The organism is Streptomyces sp. NPDC059008 (assembly GCF_042749045.1).
Lineage (GTDB): Bacteria > Actinomycetota > Actinomycetes > Streptomycetales > Streptomycetaceae > Streptomyces.
Genome location: NZ_JBHYJC010000005.1, coordinates 1 through 16,845, shown reverse-complemented (window position 1 = coordinate 16,845; position 16,845 = coordinate 1). Strand labels below are relative to the sequence as shown.

Sequence of the window (16,845 nt, the reverse complement as noted above, 5' to 3'; positions counted from 1 at the left end):
CGGGTTCCGCCGCCCAGGGAGATCGGCAAGCCGATCTCGCAAGTCGCCCGTGCCCTGGAGTGAGGACACCTCCAGGGTTTCCGGGGAATACCGACCCATTTCCGGCAACGCGGCAGCGTTCCTTTTACGTGACGCGCCAGAAGGCCCGCGAGGACATTGTGCGGTGGATCGGGCTCCGCTGAAGCCGGATCGTCTTTACTCTTCATCGGTTGCTGGTCCCCACATGGGGGCCGGTATGAGTATCTTCTGAGAATTCCTGAGAATTACAGGCAGCCGCGTAAACAACTGCGGGATCCCCTGTTCGGAAACGAAGGGGTCACGCATATGAAAAACGCGGGCGGTCACGCGTGCGGAAAAGATACGTGAAAGGCAGGCGCAGTGATGGCGAACCAGGAGCGAGGCGACATGAGTGGTGCGAGAATTGCCGAGGGGCCGGGGGAGCCTGTTGCGGTGATCGGGGTGGGGCTCCGTCTCCCCGGGGGGATCACCACCTTGGACGGGTTGTGGGATGCCTTGTCCACCGGCCAGGACCTTGTGACGTCGGTGCCCGGCGACCGGTTCAGTACCGATGATTTCGTTGTCAGTGACGGTGCCGTGCGAGCGGGGAAGGCGTATACCGGGGCGGCCGGGATCTTCGGGGACGTGTGGGGGTTCGACCCGGAGTATTTCGGCATTTCGCCGAAGGAGGCAGGCCAGATCGATCCGCAGCAACGATTGCTGCTGGAGTGCGCGGTGGAGGCCTTCGACGACGGCGGCGTGGATCCGCGGCTGCTGGCGGGTTCGGACGTGGCGGTCGTGATGGGCCTGACCGTTCAGGACTACTGGGGTCTGCTGCTGCGACGTCCCGGGGTGATGAATTCGTTCGCCCCCACCGGTACCGGGGCGTTCAGTGCGGCGAACCGCCTGTCGTACCTCTTTGATTTCCATGGGCCGTCCCACACGGTGGACACGGCGTGTTCGTCGTCCCTGACGGCACTGCATCTGGCGGCTGAGACGGTCCGTTCGGGCCGCTGCGAGGCCGCGCTGGCCGGCGGTGTGAACCTCGTGCTCGGCCCGGGCGGGCACGTCATCTCCAGCCAGGCCTCGATGCTCTCCCCGACGGGGCGTTGCCACTCGTTCTCGCAGGACGGCGATGGCTTCGTCCGGTCGGAGGGCGCGGGCGTCGTGCTCTTGAAGACGTTGAGCCGCGCGCTGGCCGACGGTGACCGGGTGCACGCGGTGATCAGGTCTTCGGTGGTCAATTCCGACGGGCGGACTCTGGGGATGTCCATGCCGGGTGCGGATGCGCAGGCGGCGATGTTGGAGCGCGCGTACGCCGAGGCCGGTGTGCGCGCCGACCAGGTGTCGTACGTGGAGGCTCACGGGACCGGGACGGCTGCGGGCGACCCGACGGAGTGCGAGGCTCTGGGGCGGGTTCTGGGACGGCGGCGCGGCGGGAAGGCGTTGCCCATCGGGTCGGTGAAGTCGAATCTGGGTCACCTGGAAGCGGCGGCCGGCATGGCGGGACTGTTCAAGGCCATGCTGGTCCTGCGCGAGCAGCGGGTGCCCGCCACCTTGCATGCGGAACCGTTGAACCAGGCGATCGATTTCGACGGGCTGGGACTGGACCCGGTGACGGCGATGAAGCCGCTGGACGGTGGGACCGACGCGCGGCGTATCGCCGGGGTCAACTCGTTCGGTATCGGCGGCTCGAACGCGCACGTGGTGCTGGAGCTGCCGGATGCGCCGCCGGCCCCGGGCGTCATCGGGGATGGTGCTGAAGGGACCGAGGGCAGGCAGCCGGGTGTGGCCGTGCCGGTCGTGGTCACCGGCCGGACGGACGCGGCGTTGCGGGAGTCGACGCTGGCGATGGCCTCCTACCTGGAAGGCCTTGACGAATCCGCCCTGGTGGACGTCGGGTTCACCACGACGCGGCGTCGCGAGCGCCGTGAGTTGTGCACGGCCGTGCTGGCCTCCAGCGGCGCAGCGGCCGCGCAGGCACTGCGGGAGACGGCGGAGAAGGGCGCGTCGGACGAGGCGGCATCGGCCGCCAGCATGGCCCGCGGACGTGTCGGGTTCGTTTTCAGCGGAAACGGTACCCAGTGGCCGAGGATGGGTGCGGAGTTGCTGGGGAAGGACGCTGCCTTCACCGCCGAGGTCCGGGCCGTCAGCCGCGAACTGGAACCGCTGCTGGGCTGGTCGGTCGAGGCGGAGATGGCGACGCCGGACACCGGGCGGTGGGCGCTGACCGAGGTGGCGCAGCCGATGCTGTTCGCCCTGCAGGCCGGACTGATCATGTCGCTGCGCGAGCGGGGGGTGCGACCGCACGGGATCGTCGGTCACAGCGTCGGTGAGGTCGCGGCCGCCTACTGCGCCGGAATCCTGGATCGTTCCCAGGCATGTCGCGTGATCGCGCACCGCAGCCTCGCCCAGGCGCCCACCTTCGGGACCGGGCGGATGGCGGCGTTGGCGCTGTCGCCTGCGCAGGCTCAGCAGTTGCTCGATGAGATGGGGGCGAGCGACCGTGTGGTGATCGCGGCTGTGAACTCCGGCAACGACGTCACCCTGGCCGGTGACAGCCAGACACTGGAGGCCGTTGAGGAACGCTGTGTTCGCGACAGCGTGTCCTTGCGGTTCCTGCGCCTGGACTACCCCTTCCACAGCCCGGCCATGGATGCTGTCCGCGGCCCGCTGCTGGACGGCCTCGGAGAGCTCGAGGTCGGTCGGGGCGAGATCCCGATGGTCTCCACCGTCACCGGCCGCGCGCTCGCAGATCACGAGATGGACGCCGACTACTGGTGGCGCAACGTGCGCGAACCGGTCCAGTTCGCCGCGGGCGTCGCGGCGCTCATCGGGGACGAGCACGGCTGTGACGTTCTGATCGAAGTCGGCCCCCACCCGGCGCTCAGCGGCTACCTGCGCCGTATCGCCGTCGATGAGGGAGCGTCGGTGGAGGTGGCGTCGACGCTGACCCGGATCAACGCCGGCCCGCAGGCGCTGAGCGGCACCGTGCTGCACGCGGTCGCGGCCGGGGCGCAGCTGGACTGGGATCGGTTCTTCCCCCAGGGCGGTCGCGTCGTGGACGTCCCGGCCTACTCGTGGCAACGCCAGCGCTATCAGTTGGGAGACCCCTCGTGGTGGTCCGACCACGAGATGGCGCCGGTGACACAGCCGGCCCCGTCCAATCCGCTGCTGGGCCGGCGCCTGCTCGCGGGCGACCCGACGTGGGGGCGCGAGCAGAGCGCAGCCTGGATCGCTGATCACAAGATCGGCGACGCGGTCGTCATGCCTGGCACGGGCTTCCTCGACATGGCGCTGTCGGCGGCCCGCGAGGTGTCCGGCGGACCCGTGGAACTGCTCGACGTCTCCCTGGCCAGGTCGCTGGTCCTGCCCAGCGATCCCGGATCGGCTCCAGTACGCACCACCACCACCGTCCGTCCCGATGGGACCTTCGTCGTCGCCGGGCACACCGGTGAGGACATCGAGGCCGTCCAGCATGTGACCGGGCGGTGGCGCGGCCTGGCCGATGTCAGGCCTGCTCCGGTGGACGTGGCTGCTCTCGCCGGCCGCATCAGCGAACCCTTGGACATGTCCGACCACTACCGGGCCTGCGCCGCGGTATCGCTCAACTACGGGCCGGCATTCCGTACGCTGGCAACGCTGACTGTCGAAGACAGCGAAGGGCTGGCGAGGCTTCATACAGACCAGTTCGCCGACGCTGAGCATCAGGCCCGTGTCGTTCTCCTCGACGGCTGCCTCCAGGCGATGCTGCCGCTGTCCGCTCGCGCCGTCTCCGGTTCCGCGCAATCGTACGTACCGCACCTCCCGGTGTCGGTGGGGAGCGTCCGCGTCTGGGGTCCCCTGCCCGCCACCGTCATGGCGTACATGCGGCTGACGTCCGTCACCGAGACCGGCCTCATGGCTGACATCACCGTCTGTGACACCGACGGAACGGTCCTGCTCGACCTGGGGGACGTATACGCGCGGCGCATCGAGAACAGCGGTTCTCCCGCGCCCGAGCTCTACAACGAGGTGCTCAGGGCACGCCCGCGGATGACCGCGCTGCCCGGCACCCCCTGTCCGCTCCCTGCGCCCTCACGCGTCATCGATGAGTGCGGCCCGGTCATCACCCGGCTCGATGACGCGTTCCGGGACCGTGGCTATGACGGCCACATGGAACGGGCTCGGCAGCTGAGCGCGCACTACATGGCGGCTGCGGTGAGCAGCATCCTGGAGTCCGCGGTGGCACGAGGTGCGATCAAGGTCGACGGACCGGTCGGTGGACAGGTCTTCAGCCTCGACGACCTGAGGAGTGCCGGCGTCAGGGAGAGCCTGTGCCCGCTGGTGGAGATGATGTTGGCGATCGCGGCCCGGCACGGGCTGCTGACCGCTCGTGCCGACGGGGGCTGGTGCCAGAGCGGAACACCGGTGCCTGAGCAGCTTTTGCAGGACAGGCTGAACGAATTCCCAGAGCTCGTCGTGATGTGGCAGGCCGCTGCGTGGGTCGGGCGCAGCCTGCCCAGCGTCCTCACCGGTGAGATGGAGGGGCTGGAGGTGCTGTTCGGCGAATCCGGTCCCATCGCGGCGCAGGTGTACAACCACGACCCAGGGCTCACGTACCTGTCCGATGCCGCGGTGGCCTACATCCGCGCCGTCCTGGCCGACTGGCCGGCCGACCGGCCGTTGCGGATCCTGGAGATCGGCGCCGGCACCGGCGGCTTCACCGCGCGCATCCTGCCCCACCTGCCGCCCGAGCGTACGCACTACGTGTACACCGACGTCTCCTCGGCGTTCTTCCCCAAGGCCGAGGCCCGGTTCGCCGCCTTCAACTTCCTCGAGTACCAAGCCCTCGACCTGAGCGTTGATCCGACCGAGCAAGGGTTCGCAGCGGGATCCTTCGATCTCGTCGTCGCGAGCAATGCCCTGCACACCACGACCGACATCACTCAGGGCATGCGTAACGCCGCCACGCTCCTGGACGACAACGGCCAGCTCGTCGCCCTCGAACTGCACACCAACTCCTACGTCGCGACGCTGTTCGGCATCCTGGACTCCTTCTGGGATTCCTCCGACACCGATCTGCGGCCGGCCGGCGCGGCGCTGACGCGCAGTCAGTGGACGTCGGTGCTGGAGCAAGCAGGGTTCTCCGCCAGCGAATTCCTGAGCGCCCAGCCGGAATACGAGGGCATTCCTGCCTCGGTGATCGCGGCGGTCCGCGCCACGGGCGCTCAGCCTGACAGCACGCCGCAGGACCAGGACGCAGACGGCGCAACTGCCCCGTGCCTGCTGATCACTGAGAGCGGGGACAGCTCTGCCGAGCGCCTGGGCGACTTCGTGGCAGCCGCCGTGACCGCCACGGGAGCACGCGAGGTGGTGCTCTCGGATCTCCAACCGCAGACGGACTGGGCGGCTCTGCTGCCGGCCGCGGGGCCGGTCGATATCGTCTTGATCGCCGACGACACCGAGCAGACGACGGTCGAGCAGACGACCGCGCGCGCCGCCCATGCCTGCGCGCAGCTGAGTGCCCTGGCAGCCGCCTGTGCGCAGGCCGGCGGAGATCTCGAGCCCACCCTGTGGCTGGTCGCGGGCACGACCGCGGACAGCCTGGACGCCCCGATGACGCATACTGGCGCGGCCCTGTGGGGTGCTACCCGCACCCTGGCCAACGAACAGGCGCTGCTGACCGTCCGCAGGATCCGTGTCGTCAGCGGGACCGCGGAGTCGGCACAGCAGGCGGCCGGCCACGTCGCGTACGAGATCACCCACCCCGATGCCGAAGACGAATGCGTGATCACTCCTCGTGGGCGCTTCGCTGTGCGGGTGCAGGCGCTGCCGGAAACCCGGCAGACACGCGCCCACGGCGCCACCGAGCAGTTTGCGCTGGCCGTCTACGGCGAAGCCGGCACCCCCCACAGGCTGGTCTGGCAGGACAGCAGCGTCCCCGCCCCAGGGCCGGGTGAGATCACCGTCCGCGTGCAGGCCGCGGCCCTCAACGGCCGTGACGCTCTCTTCGCCACCGGGCGCCTGCTCCCGCCCCGTGGCGCACGTCCGGGCGACGTCCACCTCGGCTGCGAAGGCGCGGGGATCGTGACCGCCGTCGGAGACGACGTCACCGACATCCTCCCGGGAGACCGGGTTGCCGGGATCACGCACGGCGGCTGGCTGGCCTCGCACATCAACCTGCGCGCCGACCGGGTGGTGAAGCTCCCCGAGCAGGTCACCTCCGCCGCGGCGGCATCCCTTCTCATAGCTCAGCTGACCACGCATCATGTCCTGGGACACCTGGCCGGTTTGGGCCCTGGCGACAGCGTTCTCATCCTGGGTGGATCTGACGGGACGGGGCTGGCGGCCATCGATTTCGCCCGGCGGGCCGGGAGCCGCGTCATCGTCGGCGCCCCCACGCCGGCTCTGCGCGCCCTGCTGCACCTTCCGGGGGTCGACCATGTGGTGGACTCGGGTGCTCCCGGCTTCGCCGAGGAGGTCCGGCACGTTGCCCAAGGCGGCGTCGATGTCGTCCTCAATCTCAGCTCCCTCACGGCGGACCTGCGCCAGCGTGCGCTGGACCTCCTGGCGCCAGGGGGGCACTTCTTCGACGTCGGACCGCTCGTCGCGCCCTCACCGGCGGCGCTGCACATGCCGCCCCTGGACCGCGACGCCACCGTTCACGCCATCGATGTCGTCGGCTGGTTCGAGGAGCCCTCACTCACGATAGATCGCTGCCTGCAGGACCTGCAGAAGGTGATCGACAGCGGCGAATACCGCCCGGTGCCCCACATGGTCTACTCGGCCGACAAGATCTACGAAGCCATGGACGGCGTCCTGGCCGGTCACGAGGCCGGGAAGACCGTCATCGTCCTCGACGACGGGGTCCTGCTCGATCGCGCCCCCGAGGCGCCGGTGCTGGATCCCACGGCAACCTATCTGGTCGTCGGAGGCCTTGACGGCTTCGGAGCCGAGACCGCCCGGCACCTGGTCCGCCGGGGAGCGCGTCACCTCACGCTCGTCAGCCGACGTGGCACCGCACACAACCCCAACGCCGCCGCCCTGGTCAGCAGCTTGAACGACCAGGGAGTCCAGGTGGACGCGCGCGCCGTCGACATCTCCGACCCGAAAACCGTCGACCAGCTCTTCCATGACCTCGACGCAAGCGGACGCCGGCTCGCCGGGGTGATCCACGCTGCCATGGTCCTCGATGACGACGAGGTCACCGACCTGACCGTCGAGCGCTACCTCACCGTCCTGAACCCCAAACTCACCGGAGCGCTCCTCCTCGACTCCCACACCCGCCGGCGCAACGTCGACTTCTTCGCCCTGTACTCATCGTTCGCTGCGTTGCTGGGCAACAGGAGGCAAGCCTCGTACGCCGCGGCCAGCCTCACCCTGGAAAACATCGCGCGCCAGCGCAGGCGCGACGGCCTGCCCGTCTCCGTCCTGCAGTTGGGCGCCATCTCCGACGCCGGATACGTGCTCCGCACCGGAATCACCTCGGTGATGAGCGATTACGGCATCCTTCCCATGACCTCATCCCAAGCACTGGACCGCTTGGACACGCTGCTTCTCCACCCGGACGCCACGGTCACCGCGGTCGTCGCCGAATCCCGGGGCCGTGAGCAGGCGCTCATGGCCTTCCTCCCCACGGTTACCGCACCCCGGACCGCCACGCTGGTCCACACTCCGGATGCCGGCGCCGACGACAGCCTCCTGCCGCGCCTGCGGGCCGCTGCCACCGCGGAGGAAGCCCGCCCGATACTGCTCGAGGCTCTCACTGCGTGGCTGGCCTCGGGTCTGCACACCACACCCGATCGCGTCGACGTCAGCCGCCGCATCGATCAACTCGGCGCCGACTCCCTGACCGCCACCGAACTCATCGGCCACATCCGCCGCCACACCGGTTGCGCGATCCCCGCGCCCGAAGTCATGACCGCACCTCTCACCAGCATCGCCACCACCGTCCTCCACCACCTGCGCCCCGACAGCCAGTCCTGACAAACCCCGCGTCGGGGTGCGTGAGAAACGGCCGCGATCCAGCAAGTGATCAAAGCCGATAGCTAAACCGCATGCCAGTCATCCAGAAAACGGATTCGGCAGTGAGACAGGCCGAATCCGTTTTCTGGATAACCTGTGGGAGCAGCCCCTACTTCCTAGTGACTACGAACGGGCAGATATCCCGGGAGAGAACAGATGCCGCTCACGACAGCCCTCGCTTTTCCGCCGTTCAGCAACCCTTACCCTCCGGGGATCCTGCGCACGCTGGCTCATACGAACGCGAGCGTGGCCGCTGCCCTTGAGATAACCGACCAGAAGCTCGCGGAACTCGGCCAGCCACCCGTAACACGCAGACTCACCGCCGAAGATCCCGGGCCGGCCCCCAGCCTGGAAGCGGAGTACGTCTACAACCTGGTTGCGGCCACGCTTGTCCCGTACTCCGTATATGCGTCACTGGATCTGAAAGTTCAGCCGGCCATCCTTCTCGGACATGGCGCAGGATTCAATGTCGGGAGTGCGATCACGGACCTCATGTCCGTGGAAGAAACGATCGATGTTCTCATCACGGGCTACCTCGAAGCCAAAAGCCTTTCACTGCGGGGTGGAATGCTCGCCCTCGCGGTGAACCAGCAGACCGCTCGGGCGATGTGTCGGCAGATCTCAGAAGACGGCCTCCACGTCGGCATGATCAATACCCCGAATCAAACCGTTGTGTGCGGCCGATTCGACGACCTGGACCTTCTGGAGAGTCACGCGGAACGTCAAGGAGTCTCCTGTAGACGTCTCGCTGCCCTCCTCCCCATCCACACCCCTCTGTTCAGGCCGGCAGCCCTCCAGGCGATCCTTCGGCAAGAAGAACGAACCGTGGAGCCCGTACTCCCCCCGCTGTACTTCACTACCGAATGCCGACCCATCGTCGAATCCGACACGGTCAGAAACGCGTCACTCGCCATCTGGACCAAACCCGCGAACCTGATCGAGTCCATCATGGACCTTCAAGAGAACTTCGGTATCAACCACTTCATCGAAGTCAACACCACCCCGACACTCACACCAATGATCATCCAAAACGCGCTACCGGGCACACGAGTCGACGGCCCGCCACCCGGCATAACGGATGCCGCGGACGTACTCCCGTTCCTCAACGGCGCTTACTGACCTCGATCTCGCATAACGGCTCGTCAGTCTCTCTGACGAGCCGTTTCTGCGTTCGTGCGCAGTGTTCGCCTTGACGCGGGCGGCGCGACCGCCCGGACGACAGACGCCACCGAGCGGATGCTCGTCTTCGACGAACGGCATCTCGGGTCGGCCCTGGCCGAGTGCGAGAGCCATGACAACGGACGGTGATCCCACCGCAGTTGCCGGCTCGGTTCGCCCCATCCCGCTCACCCGGTCGCGGACCTTCCGCCCATAGCCGACGCCGCACGTGTGAAGTGCCTCACACCGCAACGGTCATGAAGCAACGAGCCGCTGTATCTCCACAGTTGATAGCCTACGGCTATCGAGATCAGTACGATCAAAGATTGGATGGCGGCTTGCTCCGGGACATAAAGTCCTGTACATGACCACCCAATCCGCATTAACGGCCCTGCCGCGTCCGGCTCCCCGGCAGGTGACGGTGCCCTCACGGCCCCGCGTAAGCCCTCAGTTGATGCCGCTCAACAACGGCGCCGCGCTCCAGGTCGCCGAGCTGGACGAGCCGTGGGCGGAAGGGGTCCAAACTGGCCTCCGTCCCGGCCTGTTCGACCACATCACGACCGGGATCAGCCGATGAGCACCACCCGAGAGCACTCCGAGACGCGGCTGCTGGTCCCCTCCCTGATATTCATCGCCCTGGTCGTGGCGGCGGTCGCCAGCCTCGGGGCACCGCTCATCACCAGCGTGGCGACCACGTTCCACGTCTCACTCGACAGCGCGCAGTGGACGCTGACCATCGCGCTGCTGAGCGGCGCGGTCGCCACCCCTGTCCTCGGCCGGTTCGGAGCCGGCCCACACCGACGAGCCACGATTCTCGTCACGCTGGTGGTCGTCGTCGCCGGCAGTGCGCTCACCGTGCTACCGCTGCCGTTCGCGTGGCTGCTCGTCGGTAGGGCCGCACAAGGCATCGGGCTCGGCCTGACGGCGCTGATGATGGGCGTGGCCCGCGACCATCTCCCCGAGGAGCGCAGCGCGCCCACCATCGCCCTGGTCTCGGTGGTCTCCATCATGGGGATCGGTGTCGGCTACCCCCTCGCCGGCCTGCTCACCGAGTTCGGCGGGGTGCGCGCCGCCTATGGCCTCGGTCTGCTCGTCACCGTCATTGCCCTCCTGGCCGCCTGGCGCTCCGTACCCACAGCCCCTGAAGGCCGCTCCGCCCACGTGGACATAGCGGGCGCGCTCCTCTTGTCGGGTGGACTGTTCCTCGTCCTGTTCCTTGTCGGCCAGAAGAGCCTGTGGAGCGAACACTTCACCGTGGCGGTGGTCCTGGCCGTCGTCGCCGTGCTCTTGCTCTGCGTCTGGACCGTCTCCGGGCTGCGCGGTAAGGCGCCCTTGGTCGATCTCCGGGCGCTCCGGCACCCGGCGGTTGCCGGAGCGAATCTCGCGATGTTCGTCGGTGCGATCGGCATGTACATCCTCCTCACGCTCATCACCCGGTACGCGCAGACGCCGCACAGCGCCGGCTACGGCTTCGGGATCACCACCTTCGTCGCCGGGCTGGTCCTCATCCCGTTCTCCGTGCTGGGGTTCATTGCCGGCAAGCTCACGCCTCCGATGCTCAAGCGGATCGACGCCCCCTTGCTCTTGGCCGGCAGCGCTGTCGTCATCGGTGGCGGGTTCATCCTCTTTGCCGCGGCCCGGTCGAACCTGACCGAGCTGTTCCTGGCCATGAGTGTGCTGGGCTTCGGTGTCGGCAGCTTCTCGGCCGCCATGCCCGGCGCCATCCTGGTCGTCACCCCCAAGAGCGAGACGTCCAGTGCCATGAGCTTCAACTACGTCGTGCGCAGCGTCGGATACTCGCTCGGCAGTGCCATCGGTGGTCTGGTCCTCGCCGCCGGCACCGACACCGGCCGTATCTTCCCGAACGACAGCGCCTACACCACGGCAGCGTGGGTCGGCCTCGTCGCGATGGCGATCACGACGGCGGCCAGCCTCGTCCTGGCCCGCCAACGCTCGCCCGAGGCCGAACCGACCGTCTCCCCGGCCGGCGAGCCGAGCCCGAGCCGGTCGAACCAATGAGAGGGTGTCGATACTGATAGTGGCTTTGTCTGCTCTGAGCGGGCCGAGCGAAAGGCGCCTGACGGGCAAAAGCCCAGGTCAGGCGCCTTTTCTCGTGGCTCTGGAAGAACCGGGCTTCGTCGACGAGTGCGACACCGGCAGCAGATTCTTCGCCTGCTGCCGGTGCAGCGCTCGTAGCGGCCCTGACGTGCCGATATGGCGACTGACGCCGCCGACACCCAGCGCGGCGTAGGGCTGGCGCGGGCGCGGGACGCGAGGGCCCAGGGCCCCGGGACGCACGGTCGAGATCTATGGCGGCACAACCGTGCGTCACCCCACAGCAACCCTGTCCCATATAAACCAGTTTGCGCCTTTTGTCGCCTGGGTATCTTCACGTTCGCCTCATATGTTTCTTGGGTGGTTCATGCGTTTTGAGGGATTTCCGAGTTGCCAGTTCTTGGGGCGGGGGCGTGCAGAAGGCGTCCGCGTACGCATACGCAATCTGTGCTGCCGCCAACGGCGGTTGCCGTCAGATGCTCACCCGCCGGCAGAGGCAGCCGAGTTGAGGCCCGTGAGCGGACTCAGCAGTACGGCCGGAACCCGGGCGCTCCCTCTTCGCAGGCGCCGGCCATACGTGTCACGAGGCCCTCCAGGCCGTGACGCTCTATTCAGTAGTCCCAGAAATTCAGGAGTTCATGTATGAGATGGCACGGCACGCTCGGGCGGCCAGTGGCCATGACGCTGACGGTCGCGTTCGGCGTCTCCCTCTGGTGCACCGGCCCGCTGGCTGGTGCGGCGCACGCGTCCGGCGCGTCCGATGACGGACTGGATTCGGTGGTCGAGGACTTCTCGTATCCGGACCGGGACAAGGTGCTGGCTGAGAAGGCACTGAAGCTCCTCTCGGGGGACGGCCACATCACCGTGGCGGACTCCAAGTCCGGCGGTGATCCGATCCGGATCAACTGGATGATGTTCTGACCAACCCGAAGACGACTACGTCGCCTGTGACCTCCGGCAACTTCCCTGGCGGGACGCGGTACATCATGCCGGACCCGGCTGGTGGACGCGGGATCGGGGCGACCTTCGATGCCAACGGCCAGTTCCAGTACTTTGGGCGGTATTAGAGATGTTGGTGATCAACCCGTGGGTCGCTCTGGCTCATGGCGGTGCTGAGCTCGCCGAACTCCGGAACGCTGTCGTGGGTGAGGCCGTGAGAACGGTCCGCTACGTGGCGCTGCGGGGGGAGGGCTGGCCCGAAGGGCACAGGGAAGATCGCGCTCACGAAGTCGACATGGCCGTTGAGCTAGGCATGGAGAGCGGGGCCACACTGGTTCTGTCCTGGGCGATGGACGGTGTCAACGAAGGCATGGCGATTGAATTCAGGAGTTCCGGAGAAGGGGCCGAAAGCCTTCCCGGAGATCCCATCGATGTGACCGACCACGTCGATTGGAAGGGGCTCCTGGGTGCGTCGATCGTGAGCATCGGCATCACTTGGCACATCCCTGACGAGAGATGCCCAGAGATGCCTTGGGCCTACAGCTTCAAGTTCTCCAACGAGTCGGATCTAGTAATTGCACTGAGTGAGGATGATGGCGAGGGATTCACATACGTGCCCGACGCTCTACTCGTGATCTTCGATAAGAGCCTTGCGGCTGAATATAAGATCCCGGCGAGCACCACTCCATCGTGCGGATAGATGGCGTCGGGGCGCGCAGTTCGATGCATCCAGGAATCGCAGAGTTCGGCCCTTCCCATTCCTTGGTAACGTAATTTCCAGAGAAAAGGTTGAGGAAGGGGCCCCGCCGGAGTGATCTCCGGCGGGGCCCCTCCCGGCCGTTTGACCGCAACGGTGACGGCAATGTCAGCGGACGCTCCGTCGATGTCGAGGTCTTTTCCAGTGGAGGCCGAGCATGCACTGTCACCTCCAGAGCTTGAGACCAGTCAGCGTTCGCGGCATGAACAAGGCCTTCCGGCCGGCGCCCAGTCGCGCAGCGGCCCGCAGATACGGAACGGGAGAAGGCTTGCCCTCCTCAACAGCGGCTGCATCCACGATCAGGTCGTGGGCTGCGGCGACCTGCGCGAAGGATTCCGTGGGCCTGGTCCGCAGGGCTGCCCAGTAGACCTCGTCCGGGTCCAGCCCGTAGCGCTCCGCACACGCAGCCAGTTACGAGACAGCTCTGGAAGCGTGTCCATTGGCTGCGTGCCACCTTGATGACGTTGGCTCGGTAGAAGGGGGTTGACGTCCGAGGTGTACTCGGGTCTTCTGCTGCGATGTCTGATCTTCGCATCCAACAGCCGGACGATGACGTCACGCTCAGGGACTGGCAGTACGTCCACAACGCGATCATCCCCACGCACCTCCTGTCCCTGGAAGAGGTACGGGAGCGCGCACAGCGCCATCACTTGGAGGTCGCGTACCTCGGTGACGTTCTGGTGGGCTGCAGCACGGTGCGTCCTCCGTCGGACGACACGCTGACGGCCACGGTGATCGCCCGTGTGCTCGCTCCTCATCGTGGGCAGGGGCTCGGTGAGGATCTTTATGCGCGGGGGCTCAACCGGGCGCGGGAGTTGGGCGCCAAGGTGATCGAAACGGTGGTCCTGTCCTCCAACGAGGACGGTCTGCGGTTCGCGTACAAGCACGGGTTCGCCGAGATCGAGCGGTACCTGCTGCCGGGGGAGACCATTCCTTGGATCGATCTGCGCCTTTCCTGACTGGAGTGGCCCGGGAGTCCTTGCTCTGGGCACGGCGATCGTCCAGCGACTGGCCCGGACGGCTTACGGGCGCTGTTCCAGTGTGGGGGGACCTGCCCGTGCCCAGATTCACAGCCGAACTCCATTGTTGGGCCTTCCTGGCCGCAGCTCGACCTCTGCGCGTGGACCCAGCCGGATGCGTCTCGCCTCTGGCATGGCCAAGCGGCCCTACGACCTTCGCCATGCCGGAGCGGGCCGAGCGAAAGGCGCCTGACGGGCAAAAGCCCAGGGCAGGCGCCGATTCTCGTGGCTCTAGAAGCATCCGAGCTTTTTCGGCGAGTAGGCCACCAGCAGGTTCTTCGTCTGCTGGTGGCACAGCCCTCGCAGTGGTGCTGGCCTGCTGAAATGGCTGCTGTAACGGCCGTATGTGTAGCGTTGGTCCGTGGATGGTCGGGAGCTTGGTGTCAACTTCCTTGATTGCCGGGTCAGGGATGTCGATAGAGCTCAGGGGGCCACCAGCCACCAGGCCGCCGGCACATGCGCAGGTAGGTGCAACGGCTCGAGTGAACCAGGCCGGCCTGCTGATGGACTGCCGGCAGGCCGGCCTGGGTTTCTTGTGCCGCCGTAGCGTCAAGGTCCGCTGGGAGTAAAGAGTTCCATGGCGGTGCGATGTAGGTCGTCAGGGTGTTGACTTTCCGAAATCTCCGAGTTCCGAAATCAGGCGCTCGCGTGCTGCTTCCAATTGGTCGGAGTAGTTGGAGTCGAAGATCTGGGGTAGTCCAGTCTCCAGTGTCCCACTGATCTTGAGAAGAGCGGACCAGACGGCGCGGTCATCCACCAAATTAGAGAAATCCTCCCTATGCATGACGCGGGCCAGCCAGTCCGACAGGACAAGGGCCTGGTCGCCCGTCAACTCAATGTTCATTCGAAGCCTCCCCATGGATCTGCACAACCGTGACCCGACATCATAGGATGCCGTCCCGAAGCAGGTAGGTAAGCTGGTCCCCCTGAGATCGCCAGCCTCCGAGGTACTCCCCAACGTTAGGTCCGCTGGCGGCAAACGAGACGTGCAGCCCGGTTGCGTCCACATAATGGATCGCCGGCTGCCGTCTGAAGGTTCCCTCGATTTTCCGCGTTCCGGGGTTCTTCACCAGACGTTCAATGGCTTCCACGAACTTGGCGCCGTTCTGCCGGTTGAACGGCCCGTCTATCCTAAATTCCTTTGCGTGCACGACTCCCTGATCATTCTCCCGCATGTAATGATGCGTGAGGCGACCGGGAGACATCCAGTGCGAACCGCATCCGGGTCCGCTGTTATGGAGCAGTAGGGAAGCATCACCAGCCATCACATAATAGGTGTGGACGCCTTCCATGGTGAGGTTGTAGGTGCGTGCTTGCTTGTCAAAGGAACGGTTGGCAAGAACCCGTACGGAACTTCCGTTGTCGCTCAAGAGGCTTACGCCAGGCTTGATTTCGTATGTCTTGACCCAGCGTTGCGCCGAGGGCATCCAGAAAGGATGTTCGTAAGTGGCCGTCACCTTAGTGGGGCCATTCTTTGTGGCGACTTCTAATTCGTTGAAGTGCTTGTCGTCTTCGGTGACGATTGCGCGAGTCACTCTGCGGGCGGACGTCTTGCCTGTTTGGGGTCGGTCGCCCTTACACGCTCGCCGGCCTGGATGTCCTCGATGGGACGCGTGGTGGCATCCCCCATGAGGACCTTGGTGCCGGCGAGGAAGCATTGTGTGTATCCCCGGTTGAGGTGGCGCAGGGCTTCGTAGGCCCTGGAGAGCAGTTTGAGCTTGGAGCAGAAGGCCGCGTCCCGTGCGAGTTGCGTGCACGAGTCGAAGTCTCCCGTGTGGACGCACTCCTGGAGCATGCCGATTCCGAGGAGGTCCTTCTCGAATTTCCAGATCTTCTCGAGACCCGGTTCGAGTTTCGTTCCCGCGGCGAGGATGGTGCAGTAGCCCTCGTTACGTATGCACCAACTGGGGAAGTTGTGGGCGGCGTCGCAGCCCATCACTCCGCACATGTACTGCTCCCGGGCGATCTTCCCCGGGATCCTTGGACGCCTTCTTCTTGGCTTCGGCCTCGGCAGCTTGGCCCCCACCCGGGCTTTGGACCAGTACGTGAAGTGGCGGTGGACCGTCTGCCAGGAGGCACCGAAGACCGGCAGCAGTTGCCGCCAGGTGCAGCCCGAGGTCGCCACGAAGAGGATCGCCGCCAAGACGGCACGGTCGTCGGCCCGCCGACGACCACCGCCTTGTGGTCGAACCGGCGGCTCGGGGGCGACCAACTGGAACAGACGCCACAGGTGATCAGGTACGAGTCCGTCGACTATGCCTGTGCAATGAATGACTGGCCATCAGGCCACCGTGGCGCTGGTCCGTTCCTGTTGGAGGTAGCGACGGAAGCCCTGCGCCAGGGGCTTGAAGCCACAGGCCCCGTAGAAGGTGTGCACGTATTCGTCGTCGGCTGCCAGCAACTGTGCCTTGTAGCAACCCGCCGACTCACCCAGGTGTACGGCAGCCTCCATCAGTCGCCGTCCGATGCCCTGCCGCTGAACGGAGTCGGCAACGGCAACGTTCTCCACGAACAGAATCGCCCGACCGCCACGAGTGAGGTTCGGCAGGACCATGCAGTCCGCAGTACCGACAACGACACCGCCGGCTTCGGCAACCAGCACCGTGCGGCCCTGTTGCCTGCAGATATCCGCCCAGGTGCCATCAGCAGATTCCTGGGGCAGGGGTGCATCGTCAGGGTTCAACTCGCCATAGAGAGCCAACAGCGACGGCGGGTCCGCTTCGATCGCCGAGCGCACGATGATGTTCATGCACTGGAGCCTAGAACGAGCGAAGCTGCTGAGCTCAGGCAGGTAGGGCGCCAATCAAGACGACGTCTAAGTGAGCGTTTGATTCGCTTGTCAGGTGGTTCATGGTGATTACCGGAGGCCAGACACGAGCACCGACCCGAGCGATCCACCGGAAAAATGGCTTC

At 66.2% G+C, this 16,845-nt stretch carries 11 protein-coding genes and 2 pseudogenes; 8 read left to right on the top strand and 5 right to left on the bottom strand.

Annotated features, from left to right (window positions below; translation table 11 throughout):
* Positions 1-381 precede the first annotated feature (381 nt).
* The 7 genes from ACFWZH_RS09280 (at position 382) to ACFWZH_RS09250 (ending at position 12,856) form a co-directional block, all read left to right on the top strand.
* A complete protein-coding gene (locus ACFWZH_RS09280) occupies positions 382-7,965 on the top strand; it encodes an SDR family NAD(P)-dependent oxidoreductase (protein WP_384427362.1) in 7,584 nt (2,527 codons plus the stop codon).
* A 195-nt stretch (positions 7,966-8,160) separates the two neighbouring features.
* Positions 8,161-9,123 (top strand): hypothetical protein, encoded by a 963-nt coding sequence (locus ACFWZH_RS09275; protein ID WP_384427360.1) that lies wholly within the window; start codon positions 8,161-8,163, stop codon positions 9,121-9,123.
* Between the two features lie 54 nt (positions 9,124-9,177).
* On the top strand, positions 9,178-9,312 hold the full coding sequence (locus tag ACFWZH_RS09270) for a hypothetical protein (RefSeq protein WP_384427358.1): 135 nt from the start codon (positions 9,178-9,180) through the stop codon (positions 9,310-9,312).
* Between the two features lie 214 nt (positions 9,313-9,526).
* Positions 9,527-9,739, top strand: a complete 213-nt coding sequence (locus ACFWZH_RS09265; RefSeq protein WP_384427356.1) for a hypothetical protein — start codon at positions 9,527-9,529, stop codon at positions 9,737-9,739.
* On the top strand, positions 9,736-11,181 hold the full coding sequence (locus ACFWZH_RS09260) for an MFS transporter (RefSeq protein WP_384427354.1): 1,446 nt from the start codon (positions 9,736-9,738) through the stop codon (positions 11,179-11,181). Before ACFWZH_RS09265 ends, ACFWZH_RS09260 begins: the two co-directional genes overlap by 4 nt.
* 678 nt (positions 11,182-11,859) lie before the next feature.
* Entirely contained in the window at positions 11,860-12,138 is a 279-nt protein-coding gene (locus ACFWZH_RS09255) for a hypothetical protein (protein WP_384427353.1), read from the top strand.
* Positions 12,139-12,286: 148 nt separating this feature from the next.
* Positions 12,287-12,856, top strand: coding sequence for a hypothetical protein (locus ACFWZH_RS09250; protein ID WP_384427351.1), 570 nt, complete (start codon positions 12,287-12,289; stop codon positions 12,854-12,856).
* A gap of 279 nt (positions 12,857-13,135) precedes the next feature.
* On the opposite strand, the pseudogene ACFWZH_RS09245 reads toward ACFWZH_RS09250, so the two are convergent.
* Positions 13,136-13,324: pseudogene (locus ACFWZH_RS09245) on the bottom strand (hypothetical protein); the annotation flags it as partial.
* 107 nt (positions 13,325-13,431) lie between these two features.
* On the opposite strand from ACFWZH_RS09245, the gene ACFWZH_RS09240 reads away from it, so the two are divergent.
* Entirely contained in the window at positions 13,432-13,872 is a 441-nt protein-coding gene (locus ACFWZH_RS09240) for a GNAT family N-acetyltransferase (protein ID WP_384427349.1), read from the top strand.
* A gap of 658 nt (positions 13,873-14,530) precedes the next feature.
* Here the strand turns inward: ACFWZH_RS09240 and ACFWZH_RS09235 are convergent.
* From ACFWZH_RS09235 to ACFWZH_RS09220, 4 genes and pseudogenes are all read right to left on the bottom strand, one after another.
* Positions 14,531-14,776, bottom strand: coding sequence for a hypothetical protein (locus ACFWZH_RS09235; protein WP_384427347.1), 246 nt, complete (start codon positions 14,774-14,776; stop codon positions 14,531-14,533).
* 40 nt (positions 14,777-14,816) lie between these two features.
* Positions 14,817-15,467 carry a polymorphic toxin-type HINT domain-containing protein gene (locus ACFWZH_RS09230; RefSeq protein WP_384427345.1) on the bottom strand — a complete coding sequence of 217 codons (651 nt, stop codon included), beginning with the start codon at positions 15,465-15,467 and terminating at the stop codon, positions 14,817-14,819.
* A 470-nt stretch (positions 15,468-15,937) separates the two neighbouring features.
* Positions 15,938-16,189, bottom strand: a pseudogene (locus tag ACFWZH_RS09225) (transposase); the annotation flags it as partial.
* A gap of 24 nt (positions 16,190-16,213) precedes the next feature.
* Complete coding sequence (locus ACFWZH_RS09220; protein WP_384427343.1) at positions 16,214-16,681, bottom strand: GNAT family N-acetyltransferase; 468 nt, start codon at positions 16,679-16,681, stop codon at positions 16,214-16,216.
* Positions 16,682-16,845: the final 164 nt, after the last annotated feature.